This is a genomic window from Pseudomonas sp. Yb2C2 (assembly GCF_052112325.1).
GTDB classification, from domain to species: Bacteria; Pseudomonadota; Gammaproteobacteria; order Pseudomonadales; family Pseudomonadaceae; genus Aquipseudomonas; species Aquipseudomonas marginalis.
This window is the reverse complement of sequence record NZ_JAVAJK010000008.1, coordinates 74269-88488: the sequence shown is the minus strand read 5'-3', so window position 1 is coordinate 88488 and position 14220 is coordinate 74269. Positions and strand designations below refer to the sequence as shown.

Sequence of the window (14220 nt, the reverse complement as noted above, 5' to 3'; positions counted from 1 at the left end):
GGCTTTCGAAAGCATTGTTTATAGCCATCATAACCATGTTTTGAAAAGTGTATGGGCGGTTTAAACAGGTTTTGTAACTTATGTTTAACAACCTGCCTTTTTAGAATAAGCCTCTCTTATCTCTGCCTTCGAGCCGCCCAATGCCTGGCACACGTCGCTTTCCCTTACCGTTGATCGCCGCCTTTTTTGCACTGTATGTGATTTGGGGTTCCACCTACCTGGTGATTCGCATCGGCGTTGAATACTGGCCACCGCTGATGCTGGGCGGCATTCGCTTTTTGCTGGCGGGTGCGGCGATGTATGGCTTTTTGCGTTGGCGTGGGGCGCCGGCGCCGACCTGGGAGCAGTGGAAGGCCGCTGCCAAGATCGGTATTTTGCTGCTGACCTTCGGCAATGGCGCGGTGAGTGTGGCCGAGCACACTGGGGTGTCGTCCGGCGTGGCGGCGCTGGCGGTGGCGACCGTGCCGTTGTTCACCTTGCTGTGTGGGTATTTCTGGGGCGCGCGCAATACCCGGCTGGAATGGGCCGGGGTGATCCTGGGCATGATCGGCATCGCCATGCTCAACATGGGCAGCACGTTGCAGTCGAGCCCCATGGGCGCCGCTTTATTGTTGTTTGCAGCGGCGTCGTGGGCGTTTGGTTCGGTGTGGAGCCGGCGCCTGCCGTTGCCGCCGGGCGCTATGGCCAGTGCCGCAGAAATGCTGGTGGCCGGGGTGACACTGTTGATCGCCAGCGCGCTGACCGGTGAGCGCCTGCAAGCCATGCCGCCGCTGGAAGGCTGGCTGGCCCTGGCTTACCTGGCCGTGTTCGGCTCGATCATCGCCTTCAACGCCTATATGTACCTGCTCAAGCACGTACGCCCGGCAGCCGCGACCAGCTATGCCTACGTCAACCCCGCCGTCGCAGTGTTGCTGGGGATTGTGTTCATCGGCGAGACCATCGGTCTGGAAGAGGCCCTGGCCATGCTGGTGATTATCAGCGCCGTGCTGTTGATCAGCCTGCCCCAGTGGCGAAAGCCCAAGCCGGAAATAAGGTAAACTGCCGCGCATTACGCCCTTGCGCTGAATTTTTCCTACGGTAACTACATGACTTTCGCCACACTTGGCCTGATCGAACCCTTGCTGCGCGCCCTTGAGACGCTCGGCTACCAGACCCCGACGCCGGTGCAGGCGCAAGCCATTCCGGCGGTGCTCGCCGGTCGCGACCTGATGGCCGCGGCCCAGACCGGCACCGGCAAGACCGCCGGTTTCGCCGTGCCGCTGCTGCAACTGCTGACCATGGAAGGGCCGAAAGTCGCCGCCAACTCGGCGCGCGCGCTGATCCTGTGCCCGACCCGTGAGCTGGCCGAGCAGGTTCACGCCAGCGTTGCCGAATACGCCCAGCACCTGCCGCTCACCACCTACGCGGTGTACGGCGGCGTGAGCATCAACCCGCAGATGATGAAGCTGCGCAAGGGCGTCGACATACTGGTCGCCACGCCAGGCCGCCTGATCGACCTGTTCCGCCAGAACGCGCTGAAACTCAACCAGCTGCAAACCCTGGTGCTGGACGAAGCCGACCGCATGCTCGACCTGGGCTTCTCCGAAGAACTGGCGAACATCTACCGCATGCTGCCGAAAAAGCGCCAGACGTTACTGTTCTCCGCGACCTTCTCCGATGACATTCGCCTGCTGGCCGGGCAGATGCTCAACGACCCGCTGACCATCGAAGTCAGCCCGCGTAACGTCGCCGCCAACACCGTCAAGCAATGGGTAGTGCCGGTGGACAAGAAGCGCAAGGCGGAGCTGTTTGTGCACCTGATGCGCAAAGGCCGCTGGAAGCAGGTGCTGGTGTTTGCCAAGACCCGTAACGGCGTGGATGCGCTGGTGGATAAGTTGCAGGGCCTGGGCATCAACGCCGATGGCATCCATGGCGACAAGCCGCAAGCCACGCGCCAGCGCGCGCTGGACCGTTTCAAATCGAGCGAAGTGCAGATCCTGGTCGCCACCGATGTAGCGGCCCGTGGCCTGGATATCGAAGACCTGCCGCTGGTGGTCAACTTCGACCTGCCGATCGTGGCGGAGGACTACATCCACCGCATCGGCCGGACCGGTCGCGCGGGTAACACCGGTGAGGCGATTTCCCTGGTGTGCGCCGATGAAGTCAACATGCTGTCGGCCATCGAGATGCTGACCCGCCAGACCTTGACCCGCAAGATGGAACAGGACTTCGAGCCGGAACACCGCGTGCCGGATACCGATGCCAGCGGTCAGGTGGTGAAGAAGCCGAAAAAACCGAAGAAGCCCAAGGCGTCCGGTGGTGGCGGTGGTAAACGCAACCTCGGCAAGTGGGTGGACAGTGGTGAAGTGGCGCCGTCGGAGCCTTCGATCAAGCCGGTGCGTAAGGTGCCGGTGTTTAATACCGGGCCGCGTAAGAAGAAGTGATTTTGCGGGGTGGCTGATGGCCTCATCGGGGGCAAGCCCCTCCCACATTTTGAATGTATTCACAAATCAAACTGTGGGGGCTTGCCCCCGATGGCGGCTTTGAATTCACCGCATTGCTCAGCGGTTGAGCCACTCCAACATCCCCCGCCCAGCCGCTCTGCCACTGGCAAAACACCCCGTCAGCAAATACCCCCCGGTCGGCGCTTCCCAGTCCAGCATCTCCCCCGCACAAAACACCCCCGGCAATTGCTTGAGCATCAGCCGCTCATCCAACGCCTCAAAGGGCACACCGCCTGCGGTGCTGATGGCTTCATCCATCGGCCGTGTCTTCACCACTGTCAGCGGCAACGCCTTGATAGCCCCCGCCAACTGCGCCGGGTCGTTGAAGTGTTCGGCGGGTGCCAACTCGCGCAGCAGCGCCGCCTTGACCCCATCGAGGCCCAATTGACTGTGCAAATGCTTGCTCATCGAGCGTGAGCCACGCGGCTTGGTCAAGGCGGCCTGGACCTTGTCCAATGGCTTGCTCGGCAGCAAATCGATATGCACCGTCGCCGAGCCATTACGGTTGATCGCCTCACGAATCGGCGCCGACAGCGCGTAGATCAAACTGCCCTCGATACCGGTGGCGGTGATCACGCATTCGCCGAGTCGCGGCTTGTCATCCCCCAGGCCAATGGCGACGTTTTTCAACGGTGCGCCGGCGAATTTGCTGACCATCAATTCACTCCAGGCCGACACCTCGAAGCCGCAATTGCTGGGTTGCAGTGCCACGTAAGGCACGCCTTTATCCTCCAGCAGCTTGAGCCAGGCGCCGTCGGAACCCAGGCGCGACCAACTGCCGCCGCCCAAGGCCAACAGCACAGCATCGCTGTGAACAACTTTTTCGCCGTCCGGGCTGTGGATAAGTAGATCACCCTCGGCATTCCAGCCCACCCAACGGTGCCGGGTGTGGATAACCACGCCCTGGTCGCGCAGGCGTTTGAGCCAGGCACGTAATAGCGGGGCGGCTTTCATATCGGTAGGAAATACGCGACCGGAGGTGCCGACAAAGGTTTGAATACCCAGACCATGAATCCACTCGCACAACGCCTCGGCCCCAAACCCGCGCAGCATCGGCGCCATATTCGCGGCACGCTCGGCGTAGCGCGACAGGAACGCGGGGTACGCTTCGGAGTGGGTGATGTTCATGCCGCCCACGCCCGCCAGCAGGAATTTGCGCCCCACCGAGGGCATGCCGTCGTACAGGTCTACTCGCACCCCGGCCAGGCTCAAGACTTCGGCGGCCATCAGCCCGGCAGGGCCACCGCCGATGATGGTGACGTGTCGAGAGGAAATATCGGGCATGGGCAGGGCTACGATCGCGGAAATAGGCCGAGCATTCTACCCGAGGCGCGCGGCGCTGCCTGATCAAAAAACGTACAGCTTCCTACAGGCTATACGGATGCAGGCTTTCAGACGCTTACGCTCAAGTTATCCACAGGCCGTTCCACAGGCATTGTGGGTAACGCCCACACTTCAATGACACCCTGATGACGTCCACACCCGCTGCGCGCTGTGGTGCAGGATCCCGTGGCGGCGGGCCAGGGCCGGGCGATCCTTGCTGTAGCCGCCACCGATCACGCCCATCACCGGGATGTCGCGGCCCAGGCAATGGCGCATCACGCTTTCATCGCGGGCGGCCACGCCTGCGTCTGTCAGCTTGAGGTAACCGAGGGCGTCATCCTTGTGCACATCGACGCCGGCGTCGTAGAGCACCAGGTCCGGCTGGTAGAGCGGCAGCAGGTAGTTGAGGGCGTCGTCCACCACCGTGAGGTAGTCGGCATCGCCCATGCCCATGGGCAGCGGGATGTCCCAATCGCTCTGGGCTTTGCGCGCAGGGAAGTTCTTTTCGCAGTGCAGGGACACGGTGATTGCATCCGGCATGTCGTGGAGGATGCGCGCGGTGCCGTCGCCCTGGTGCACGTCGCAGTCGAAGATCAGCACGCGGTTGACCCGGCCGCTGGCCAGCAGGTAATGGCTGATCACCGCCAGGTCATTGAAGATGCAAAAGCCCGCCGGGTAGTCGTAGTGGGCGTGGTGGGTACCGCCCGCCAGGTGGCAGGCCAGGCCATGTTCCAGCGCCTGCTCCGCCGCCAGGATCGAGCCGCCGACCGCGCGCACGGTGCGCCGGGCCAGGGCTTCGCTCCAGGGCAGGCCAAGGCGCCGTTGGTCTTCGCGGGACAACTCGCCGCTCATGTAGCGTTCGATATACCCAGGTTCATGGGCGAGGGCCAGAATCTCCGGTGGGCACAACGATGGGCGCAGCAATTGGCTGTCCTCGGTCAGGCCGCTGGCCACCAGGTGGTCACGCAGCAGGCGGAACTTGTCCATGGGGAACCGGTGGTCTGCCGGGAACTCAGGGCTGTAGTCATCGTGGTAGATCAATGGCAAAGGCATGGGATTTTCTGACGGGGATCTGCGAAGGATCTTAACAGCGCTGTACACTCACGCACATGGCAAGGGGAGGGGACCCATGGAGGAGATATTGCAATTGGAAAGCGCGCGCCTGGTCATGCGCCAGTGGCGCGATGCAGACCTGACGGAATTCGCGCGCATGTGTGCCGACCCGCAGGTGATGCGCTATTTCCCGGCCAGATTGAGCCACCTGGAAAGCGCCGCCCTGATCGGCCGGATTCGCGGCCACTTCGCCGAATACGGTTTTGGCCTGTGGGCCCTGCAACGCAAGGACACGGGTGAGTTCATCGGCCTGACCGGGTTGCAGAACGTCAGCTTCGAAGCGGGCTTTACCCCCGCAGTGGAAATCGGCTGGCGCCTGGCCCGTGAGCATTGGGGCCTGGGTTATGCCAGTGAGGCGGCCTGGACCGCGCTGCGCTGTGGTTTCGACCGTTTGCAGTTGGACGAAATCGTCGCCTTCACCACTCAAGCCAATCTGCCATCACAAAAAGTCATGCAGGCCATCGGTATGCATTACGATCCCCAGGCAGATTTTGCACACCCCAAGGTCGCAGCCGATGACCCGCTGCGCCCCCACGTTTTGTACCGCATCACCCGCGCCCAATGGTTGGACACGCTGCACGGATAAGCAGCCCGGAATGCCCAATAGACCCCCTGTAGGAGCGAGCTTGCTCGCGAAGAACGCAAGAGCGCTGCAGTAAACCAGAAGCGCTGCGTTATCGTTAACGATCTTCGCGAGCAAGCTCGCTCCCACAGGTAGATACCGTTTTGCTCTGAGGAGAGTTTGAATGAGCCAAGTATTGGAAGATCTGGTGGACTTGCTGACCCTGGAGCCGATCGAGGAAAACCTCTTTCGCGGCCGCAGCCAGGACCTGGGTTTTCGCCAACTGTTCGGTGGCCAGGTGCTCGGCCAGTCGCTGTCGGCCGCCAGCCAGACCGTCGAAGAAGCGCGGCATGTGCATTCCCTGCATGGCTATTTCCTGCGCCCCGGCGATGCGAAGTTGCCGGTGGTGTACTCGGTGGACCGTGTACGCGATGGCGGCAGTTTCAGCACCCGCCGCGTGACGGCGATCCAGAAGGGCCACCCGATCTTCACCTGCAGCGCTTCGTTCCAGTACGACGAGGCCGGCTTCGAGCACCAGACCACCATGCCCGTGGTGGTCGGCCCGGAAAACCTGCCGTCGGAGCTGGAGCTGACCCAGCAGCGCGCGCACCTGATCCCCGAGCATATGCGCGACAAGCTGCTGTGCCCCAAGCCCATCGAAGTGCGCCCGGTCACCGAAAAAGACCCGTTCAACCCGCAGCCGTCCGACCCGGTCAAATACGTGTGGTTTCGCGCCGATGGTGCCCTGGCGGATACGCCGGCGCTGCACAAATACCTGCTGGCCTACGCCTCCGACTTCGGCCTGCTGACCACTTCGTTGCTGCCCCACGGCAAGACTGTTTGGCAGAAAGACATGCAGGTCGCCAGCCTCGACCACGCGTTGTGGTTCCACGCCGACCTGCGTGCCGATGACTGGTTGCTGTACGCCATGGACAGCCCATGGGCCGGCAATTCCCGTGGGTTCTCCCGCGGCAGCGTGTACAACCGCGCCGGGCAACTGGTGGCGTCGGTGACCCAGGAAGGTTTGATCCGCCATCGCAAGGATTGGGCATGAGCCTGACGGACGTTAAGCACTGGGTGTTCGACATGGACGGCACCCTGACGGTGGCGGTGCATGACTTTGCGGCGATTCGCGTGGCCCTGGACATTCCCCCCGAGGACGACATCCTCACTCACCTTGCCGCATTACCGGCGGACATCGCAGCGGCCAAGCACGCCTGGTTGCTGGAACATGAGCGCGAGCTGGCGCTGGGCTCCGTCGCGGCGGACGGTGCGGTGGAACTGGTGCGCGAGCTGGCCGGGCGCGGTTATCGCCTGGGCATTTTGACCCGCAATGCGCGGGAGTTGGCGCATATCACCCTGGAGGCGATTGGCCTGGCGGACTGCTTTGCCGTGGACGATGTGCTGGGGCGCGACGATGCGCCGCCCAAGCCCGATCCGGGTGGGTTGTTGAAATTGGCGGCGGCGTGGGATGTATCGCCGAGCGAGATGGTGATGGTCGGCGATTACCGTTTTGACCTGGACTGCGGCCGGGCGGCAGGGGCGCGGACGGTGTTGGTCAACCTGCCGGAGAACCCGTGGCCGGAGCTGGCGGATTGGCATGCTGCAGATTGCGCGGTACTGCGCCGGATGATTTAGGCCAGGCAATAGAGATCAAATGTGGGAGGTGCGGTTTCTTCAGTTAATGCTGGGAAAACAGTACCTTCTGGCCCTCGGGCGACGTAAACATCCTATCCCCGTCATGCCCCACCCCCGGCACTTCCACCAGCGTCTGGCGCAACTGCGGATGGCGCTGCTTGAGGTAGTCAAAGTAGTTGTGCCCGCGAATCAGCCGATACGCGCCCTGGGTCTCGGCTTCGCAGCTTTTATCCAGTGCCGGGTGGTTCGGGTCGGTGTCCTGCTGGCCCAGCAGGTAAGTGATGGTGCGTGATACGTAGGCCTGTTCCAGCTGCTCGGCGCTTTGGCCGTTGGCGTAGGCCGGCAGGTGCTGCATGCCGTACTTCCAGGCGTTGAAGCCCGGGCAACTGGCGGTCTCGAACTTCACCGGCCGCTGTGGGCTGAAGTAGGCATAGGACGAGGGGTTGGCCACCACATAACGCAGGCGGATGCCCTCGGTTTGCAGGGTCGGGTGCGCGTGGCCGGTGAGGGCGAAGCGCTGCACCACCTGGCCGCCGCCGGAATGGCCGGCGACCACGATTTCCTTCAGCGCCGGGAACAGCGTGCGGTTGCCCAGGTGCTTGATGATCTGGTCGAGGGCGCCGAAAGAGCTGATCTGGCCCGGGCCGGTCGAGGCGTCGCCGGCCATCCAGTCATTGCCCTTCCAGCGCAGCACCTGGTTGCCCAGGTGGTTGCGCTTCATGTCGGACCCGTTCAGAAACTGCGGCGCGATTACCAGGGTGTTGGCGGCGACGCCGGCGTGTTCGGCGGCATCCATTCCGCTTTGCAGGTAGGTCTGCGCATTACGCAGGCGCCCGTGCACGATGATCAACGCGCGGGTGACGTCGGGCAGTGGCTGGCGCCAGTCCTGGCTCAGGCCGAGGCTGAGATCGCCGGCCTCCAGATGAAAACGCTCGGGGCTGACCACCTTGACGCCATGCTCGGCGGCCCAGGCGGATGATGAGATGAGCAACAGGCCCAACAGCAGTCCCAATCGTTGATTCATTTATAGGCTCTTGGCAGCGAACGTGTCGCATTGAGTGATCTGGCCCTGGGCGAAGCCGGTCTTGAACCAGCGCACCCGCTGTGCCGAGGTGCCGTGGGTAAACGAGTCCGGCACCACGCGTCCCTGGCCCTGCTGCTGCAAACGGTCATCGCCGATGGCGTTGGCGGCGTTCAGTGCTTCTTCAATATCGCCAGGCTCCAGCCAGTTCAGGCGCTTTTGCGCACGGTTGGCCCACACACCGGCGAAGCAGTCGGCTTGCAGCTCCTGGCGCACCAGCAGGCCACCGTCACCTTGCATTTGTCGGCCTTGCTGGCGTGCGGCCTGGATCTTCGACGAAATGCCCAGCAACGTTTGTACGTGGTGCCCGACTTCGTGGGCGATCACATAGGCCTGGGCGAAATCGCCGGCCGCCTGGAAGCGTTGGGACATTTCCCGGAAGAAATCCAGGTCCAGATAAACCTGCTGATCCGCCGGGCAATAGAACGGGCCGCTGGCCGAGGTGGCGCCACCACAGGCGGAATTGACCCGGCCACGGAACAGGATCAGTTTCGGGTTTTTGTAGACCAGGCCGTTTTCCTTGAACACCTGGCCCCAGGTGTCTTCGGTATCGCCCAGCACCGCGCGTACGAAGTCGGCTTGCTCATCGTTGGCCGGCGGCGCCTGGCGTGACTGCGTACTCACCGAGGGCGCCTGTTCCATCTGGCCGGTCAACTGGCCGAGGATCTGCATCGGGTCCTGGCCGGTCAGCCAGCCGATGCCGACGATCAGCACAATCGCGGTCAGGCTCAGGCCCTTGCCGCCGCCAAAGCGCATCCCGCCACCACCGCCGCCACTGTCATCGCGGGCATCCACCACGTTGTCGCTGCGTCGGCCTTTTTTCCATAGCATGGGGCAATCCTCTTGATCAGCCTTCGGTAGGAGCGAGGGGGACGCCTAGTCCTTGCACGCGAAAAACGCACAAACACCGCGTTTAACCAGATTGCCCGCTTTATCGTTAACGATTTTCGCGAGCAAGCTCGCTCCTACACTAATTTTAGTGTCTGAGTATGGTCGGTATTAACGGCAATAGCCTTCGCCGGTGGCGACGATCAGGCAGTCTTTTTTGTCCGCCAGCCATTTCAGCCCGGTCGCTTCTCCGTCGCCGGCGCGCAGCAATTGGGGGCCGTCCGGACGGGTGAAGGCGATGCCGTCTTCGGCCGCTTCACCCTTGAAGGTGCCCGAGTCGTCGGCGTCGAGGCCGTATCGCATGGTCAGGAGGTAATGGCCACGGCCGACGCTGTCGTCCTTGGCGATGGTCAGGTGCAGGCCTTCGACGCCGATCCATTTGCCGACCCATTTATCCGTGGGCGGGGTTTCGGGTACCAGGGTGGCCTGCACGGAAGGCGGCGCAGGTTTGGGCGCTGGCGTGGACGCCTGGTCGCAGGCGGTCAGCAGGGCAAGGGCAGAAAGAACAAAGAGGAATTTTTTCATAGCGACGAGGCCTTGGTTAAAAAGTATGCAATGCGCAGGCTAAGGTGCTGCGTTGGACTCGAATGCGGTGATTTAGTGCGCTGTTCGCCCGCTGTTTGGTTATGCTCTTGGGGCAGGCGCCAGCCCGGCTGCTAGATTACCGGGTTGAGCGCTGTTTCGTTCAGTGCTCAGCGTTCCGCTCGCCACGCAAGAGAATTCCATGACTGTCAGCACCCCCCTTTCCGGCGTCAACCATCCTTTCAAAGGCATTTTGCTGATCGTGTTGGCGACATTCCTGTTCTCCAGCCACGATGCCTTGTCCAAATACCTGGCCGGGTTCTACCCGATCGTGATGGTGGTGTGGGTGCGCTACGTGGTGCACACCTTGCTGATGGCCGGGATTTTCCTGCCGCAATCAGGGCTGCGCGTGCTGCGCAGTAAACGCCCGGGGATGCAGGTGGTGCGGGCCTTGTGCCTGTTGGGCACCAGCCTGTTTTTCACCACGGCGCTGCATTACATCCCGTTGGCGGAAGCCACGGCGGTGAACTTCCTCGCGCCGATCCTGGTGACGGCACTGTCGGTGCCGCTGCTTGGCGAACACGTGACACGCGGCCAATGGCTGGCGGTGATCTGCGGTTTCGTCGGCGTGCTGGTGATCATTCACCCAGGCGGTGAGTTGTTCACGCCCGCGGTGTTACTGCCGCTGTGCTCGGCGCTGTTCTTCTGCTTCTACCAACTGCTTACGCGCATCCTCAGCCAATACGACACGCCCACCACCAGCAACTTCTTCGCCGGGCTGTGCAATACCTTGGTGATGAGTGCGATGGTGCCGTTCTTCTGGCAGGTTCCCACGCTGTGGCATGGCGTGTTGATGCTGGCGCTGGGCACCTGTGGGATGACCGCGCACTTGATGCTGACCCAGGCGTTTCGCTTCGCGGCACCGGCCTTGCTGGCGCCGTTCGGCTATTGCCAGATCGTCTTCGCGGGGTTGTTGGGCTGGCTGGTGTTCAACCATACCCCCGATGTGACCACGGTGGTCGGCATCGGGGTGATCTGCATGAGCGGTCTGGCCGCTGCCTGGCAGCAGCGGCGCAGGTGATCAGGCGTCTACGGTCGGAATCTTGCGCGGTGCCATGAAGTACATCCAGGTCAGCGCAATGAAGTACATCGCCGGGATCAGGGTGAACAACACGGTGTAGTTGTTGTTGGTGACGGTGAGGATGTGACCGACGATCTGGGTCATGAACATGCCGCCGATGGCTGCACACATGCCGCCGAAACCGAACACCGTGCTCATCATGTGCTTGGGCGTGTAGTCCATCACCAGGCTCCAGATGTTGGCGGTCCACGCCTGGTGCGCACCGATGGCCAGGGAAATGGCAAACACCGCGACCCACAGCTGGCTGGAACCGGCCGCCATGATCACGCCGACGATGCAGCAGGCAAACAGCAGCATTGACAGCAACCGCGCCTTGATCGAGTTCATCCCCCGACCGATCAGGAACGAAGACAGAATCCCCCCGCCCACACTGCCGAAGTCGGCGGTCAGATAGATGATGATCAGCGGGATACCCATCTGGGTCACGTTGATGCCCAGGTTGTATTGCTGGTTCAGGAACGGCGGCAGCCAATACAGGTAGAACCAGAACACCGGTGCGGTGAGTGCATAAGCGATGGCAAAGGCCCAGGTGCCGCGCATGCGCAGGATGCGGCTGAACGGTACGCCGGGTTGTTCCGGTTCGACTTCCCGTTGCACGTAGTCCAGTTCGGATTGTTTAACGCTCGGGTGGTCTTCCGGGTTGTAGTACTTCAAGCCCCAGAACACCAGCCAGATCGCGCCCAGCGACGCCATGCACAGGAACGCAGCCTGCCAGCCCCACACATGCAGGATCAACGGCAGCAGCATCGGCGTCATCATCGCGCCGACGTTGGTACCGGCGTTGAAGATACCGGTGGCCACCGCACGCTCGCCGGCGGGGAACCACAGGCGGGTGGTCTTCACGCAGGCCGGGTAGTTGGCGGCTTCGGTCAGCCCGAGGATAAAGCGGCAGACCATAAAACCGACCGCCGAAGTGGCCAGACCATGGGCACCGGTGGCCAGGCTCCACAGCAGTACTGCGCAGAAGAACACGCGCTTGACGCCCACGCGGTCGATCAGGCGGCCTTGCAGCACGAAGCCGATGGCGTAGCCGACCTGGAACCAGAAGTTGATGTTGGCGTAGTCCATCGCCGTCCAGCTCATTTCCTTGGCCAGGATCGGTTGCATCACGCCCAGGGCGGCGCGGTCGATGTAGTTGAGGGTGGTGGCGAAGAACACCAGGGCCAGCATGCCCCAGCGGGTTTTACCCACGGCCATGGCGCCGCGGATCTTGTCGCCGATGCCGGCGTGCGGGGTGCCCGGGCGCGCGGCCAGGGCGGAATTTTGCGAAGGCATGTGGTTGTACCCGTTTTTTGAAATTTTTATGAGGTGTTGTGGGTCTTCTTTTGGGTGTCGCTGCGTGATTGATGGTGCGCAGTGGCTAAAAAATCGTCAATTCGCCAAAGAGGCTTAGTGTTCGATAATCGCACCAAAAACTAACCGGTTCGTACATTTTAATTGCTGCGGGTAGTCTGGGGGCGAATAATTTGCCATAAACAACAATTGCCGGGAGTCACCCATGCAACGTTCCATCGCCACCGTGTCTTTGAGCGGTACCCTGCCGGAGAAGCTCGAAGCCATTGCCGCCGCCGGGTTCGATGGGGTTGAGATCTTCGAGAACGACCTGTTGTATTACGACGGCAGCCCTCGGGAAGTTAGGCAGATGTGCGCCGACCTCGGCATTGCCATCACCTTGTTCCAGCCGTTTCGCGACTTTGAAGGCTGCCGCCGCGATCGCTTGGCGCGCAACCTGGAGCGCGCCGAGCGCAAGTTCGACCTGATGCAGGAACTGGGCACCGACCTGGTGCTGGTGTGCAGTAACGCTTCGGCCGATTGCGTCGGGGATGAACGCATCCTGCTCGACGACCTCGGCCTGTTGGCCGAACACGCCGGCCGTCGCGGCCTGCGCATTGGTTATGAAGCGTTGGCCTGGGGCAAGCATGTGAACACCTGGCAGCAGGTGTGGAACCTGGTGCGCCAGGTCGATCACCCGAGCCTTGGGGTGTTGCTCGACAGCTTCCACACGCTGTCGCTCAAGGGCGACCCGAGTGCCATCGCGCAGATCCCCGGCGACAAGATCTTCTTTGTGCAAATGGCCGACGCGCCGATCCTGGCCATGGATGTGCTGGAGTGGAGCCGGCATTTTCGCTGCTTCCCCGGCCAGGGTGAATTCGACTTGGCGGGGTTCCTCGCGCCGATCATCAAGAGCGGCTACACCGGGCCGTTGTCCCTGGAAATTTTCAACGATGGCTTTCGCGCCGCCCCAACCCGCGCGAATGCGGCGGATGGCCTGCGCTCCCTGCTGTACCTGGAAGAGAAAACCCGCGAGCGCCTGCAACAGGAGGCCCCCGCGCAACCTGTCGAGATTCTGTTTGATACCCCGGCGGCCAGCGAATACGACGGTATTGAGTTCCTCGAATTCGCCGTGGATGAAAACCTCGGCGCCAAGCTCACCCATTGGCTGGAACGCCTGGGTTTCGTCAAGGCCGGCCAGCACCGCTCCAAGAGCGTGAGCCTGCTGCGCCAGGGCGACATCAACCTGATCCTCAACTGCGAACCCTATTCCTTCGCGCATAACTTTTTCGAGGCCCATGGGCCGTCGTTGTGCGCCACGGCGATTCGGGTCAAGGACAGCGCCAAGGCCCTGGAACGGGCGGTGGCCTACAAGGGCCAGCCCTATCGCGGCCTGGTCGGGCCCAACGAGTTGGAGCTGGCGGCAGTACGTGCGCCGGACGGTAGCCTGATTTACCTGGTGGATCAGAGTGAGGGGGGGATCTACGACACCGACTTCAATCTGCAAGCGTCCAGCGCTGCCGGCGGTGGTTTGCTGCGCATCGACCATATGGCCATGGCCTTGCCGGCCGACAGCCTCGACAGCTGGGTGCTGTTCTACAAGAGCCTGCTGGATTTCGAAGCCGATGACGAAGTGGTGCTGCCCGACCCTTACGGCCTGGTGAAGAGCCGTGCGCTGCGCAGCCGTTGCAGCTCGATTCGCTTGCCGCTGAATATTTCCGAGAACCGCAACACCGCGATTTCCCACGCGCTGTCGAGCTATCGCGGCTCGGGTGTGCATCACATTGCCTTTGACTGCGCGGATATTTTTGCCGAAGTGCGCCGTGCCAAGGAGGCCGGGGTGCCGCTGCTGGATATTCCGCTCAACTACTACGATGACCTGGCCGCGCGCTTTGATTTCGATGATGAGTTCCTCAGCGAACTGGCGTACTACAACGTGTTGTACGACCGTGACGCCCAGGGCGGTGAGTTGTTTCATGTGTACACCGAGCCCTTCGAAGGACGGTTTTTCTTCGAGATCATCCAACGCAAGAACGGTTACGCCGGCTACGGCGCGGCCAACGTAGCGGTGCGCCTGGCGGCGATGGCCAAATCCCGCAGCGGCGCGGTGCGCCAGGCGCGTTTATAACGGTGGGCCAGGTGCTTCCTTCGTAAGACGCCTCGGCCCATAATCGCGGCCTGCACAATAAAAATGGCC

The 14220-nt window shown here is 62.2% G+C and carries 13 protein-coding genes; 7 read left to right on the top strand and 6 right to left on the bottom strand.

Features of this window, described 5'->3' with window-relative positions; all coding sequences use genetic code 11:
- Nucleotides 1-140: 140 nt before the first annotated feature.
- Nucleotides 141-1037 carry a drug/metabolite exporter YedA gene (yedA, locus tag Q8X51_RS13150; protein ID WP_065924994.1) on the top strand — a complete coding sequence of 299 codons (897 nt, stop codon included), beginning with the start codon at nt 141-143 and terminating at the stop codon, nt 1035-1037.
- A 48-nt stretch (nt 1038-1085) separates the two neighbouring features.
- The gene (locus tag Q8X51_RS13145) at nt 1086-2423 is read left to right on the top strand and encodes a DEAD/DEAH box helicase (protein ID WP_065924995.1); all 1338 of its coding nucleotides are present in this window, start codon (nt 1086-1088) and stop codon (nt 2421-2423) included.
- Between the two features lie 117 nt (nt 2424-2540).
- Here Q8X51_RS13145 and Q8X51_RS13140 read toward each other — a convergent pair whose 3' ends face one another.
- Nucleotides 2541-3767: a TIGR03862 family flavoprotein gene (locus tag Q8X51_RS13140; protein ID WP_074847722.1), complete on the bottom strand. Its 1227-nt coding sequence runs from the start codon at nt 3765-3767 to the stop codon at nt 2541-2543.
- 171 nt (nt 3768-3938) lie between these two features.
- Nucleotides 3939-4859, bottom strand: a complete 921-nt coding sequence (locus tag Q8X51_RS13135) for a histone deacetylase family protein (protein WP_065924997.1) — start codon at nt 4857-4859, stop codon at nt 3939-3941.
- A 76-nt stretch (nt 4860-4935) separates the two neighbouring features.
- On the opposite strand from Q8X51_RS13135, the gene Q8X51_RS13130 reads away from it, so the two are divergent.
- From Q8X51_RS13130 to Q8X51_RS13120, 3 genes are all read left to right on the top strand, one after another.
- Nucleotides 4936-5505, top strand: coding sequence for a GNAT family N-acetyltransferase (locus tag Q8X51_RS13130; RefSeq protein WP_065924998.1), 570 nt, complete (start codon nt 4936-4938; stop codon nt 5503-5505).
- Nucleotides 5506-5665: 160 nt separating this feature from the next.
- A complete protein-coding gene (tesB, locus tag Q8X51_RS13125) occupies nt 5666-6535 on the top strand; it encodes an acyl-CoA thioesterase II (protein WP_027605282.1) in 870 nt (289 codons plus the stop codon).
- The gene (locus Q8X51_RS13120; protein WP_065924999.1) at nt 6532-7119 is read left to right on the top strand and encodes an HAD family hydrolase; all 588 of its coding nucleotides are present in this window, start codon (nt 6532-6534) and stop codon (nt 7117-7119) included. Before tesB ends, Q8X51_RS13120 begins: the two co-directional genes overlap by 4 nt.
- A 43-nt stretch (nt 7120-7162) precedes the next feature.
- On the opposite strand, the gene Q8X51_RS13115 is transcribed toward Q8X51_RS13120, so the two are convergent.
- The 3 genes from Q8X51_RS13115 to Q8X51_RS13105 all read right to left on the bottom strand — a co-directional run bounded on the left by Q8X51_RS13115 (nt 7163) and on the right by Q8X51_RS13105 (nt 9613).
- Nucleotides 7163-8143, bottom strand: coding sequence for a hypothetical protein (locus Q8X51_RS13115; RefSeq protein WP_065925000.1), 981 nt, complete (start codon nt 8141-8143; stop codon nt 7163-7165).
- Nucleotides 8144-9031 carry a KPN_02809 family neutral zinc metallopeptidase gene (ypfJ, locus tag Q8X51_RS13110; RefSeq protein WP_065925001.1) on the bottom strand — a complete coding sequence of 296 codons (888 nt, stop codon included), beginning with the start codon at nt 9029-9031 and terminating at the stop codon, nt 8144-8146.
- 168 nt (nt 9032-9199) lie between these two features.
- Complete coding sequence (locus Q8X51_RS13105; protein ID WP_407693824.1) at nt 9200-9613, bottom strand: lipoprotein; 414 nt, start codon at nt 9611-9613, stop codon at nt 9200-9202.
- Nucleotides 9614-9812: 199 nt separating this feature from the next.
- Between Q8X51_RS13105 and Q8X51_RS13100 the strand changes: the two genes are divergently transcribed.
- Nucleotides 9813-10691, top strand: coding sequence for a DMT family transporter (locus Q8X51_RS13100; RefSeq protein ID WP_065925003.1), 879 nt, complete (start codon nt 9813-9815; stop codon nt 10689-10691).
- Here the strand turns inward: Q8X51_RS13100 and Q8X51_RS13095 are convergent, their stop codons facing one another.
- Entirely contained in the window at nt 10692-12026 is a 1335-nt protein-coding gene (locus Q8X51_RS13095; protein ID WP_065925004.1) for an MFS transporter, read from the bottom strand.
- Between the two features lie 223 nt (nt 12027-12249).
- Between Q8X51_RS13095 and quiC the strand changes: the two genes are divergently transcribed.
- Entirely contained in the window at nt 12250-14151 is a 1902-nt protein-coding gene (quiC, locus tag Q8X51_RS13090) for a 3-dehydroshikimate dehydratase QuiC (protein ID WP_027605288.1), read from the top strand.
- Nucleotides 14152-14220: the final 69 nt, after the last annotated feature.

Excerpts from the sequence above, each read along its gene's own strand:
- yedA (WP_065924994.1), top strand. The coding sequence starts at position 141 with ATGCCTGGCACACGTCGCTTTCCCTTACCGTTGATCGCCGCCTTTTTT.
- Q8X51_RS13145 (WP_065924995.1), top strand. The coding sequence starts at position 1,086 with ATGACTTTCGCCACACTTGGCCTGATCGAACCCTTGCTGCGCGCCCTT.
- Q8X51_RS13140 (WP_074847722.1), bottom strand. The coding sequence starts at position 3,767 with ATGCCCGATATTTCCTCTCGACACGTCACCATCATCGGCGGTGGCCCT.
- Q8X51_RS13135 (WP_065924997.1), bottom strand. The coding sequence starts at position 4,859 with ATGCCTTTGCCATTGATCTACCACGATGACTACAGCCCTGAGTTCCCG.
- Q8X51_RS13130 (WP_065924998.1), top strand. The coding sequence starts at position 4,936 with ATGGAGGAGATATTGCAATTGGAAAGCGCGCGCCTGGTCATGCGCCAG.
- tesB (WP_027605282.1), top strand. The coding sequence starts at position 5,666 with ATGAGCCAAGTATTGGAAGATCTGGTGGACTTGCTGACCCTGGAGCCG.
- Q8X51_RS13120 (WP_065924999.1), top strand. The coding sequence starts at position 6,532 with ATGAGCCTGACGGACGTTAAGCACTGGGTGTTCGACATGGACGGCACC.
- Q8X51_RS13115 (WP_065925000.1), bottom strand. The coding sequence starts at position 8,143 with ATGAATCAACGATTGGGACTGCTGTTGGGCCTGTTGCTCATCTCATCA.
- ypfJ (WP_065925001.1), bottom strand. The coding sequence starts at position 9,031 with ATGCTATGGAAAAAAGGCCGACGCAGCGACAACGTGGTGGATGCCCGC.
- Q8X51_RS13105 (WP_407693824.1), bottom strand. The coding sequence starts at position 9,613 with ATGAAAAAATTCCTCTTTGTTCTTTCTGCCCTTGCCCTGCTGACCGCC.
- Q8X51_RS13100 (WP_065925003.1), top strand. The coding sequence starts at position 9,813 with ATGACTGTCAGCACCCCCCTTTCCGGCGTCAACCATCCTTTCAAAGGC.
- Q8X51_RS13095 (WP_065925004.1), bottom strand. The coding sequence starts at position 12,026 with ATGCCTTCGCAAAATTCCGCCCTGGCCGCGCGCCCGGGCACCCCGCAC.
- quiC (WP_027605288.1), top strand. The coding sequence starts at position 12,250 with ATGCAACGTTCCATCGCCACCGTGTCTTTGAGCGGTACCCTGCCGGAG.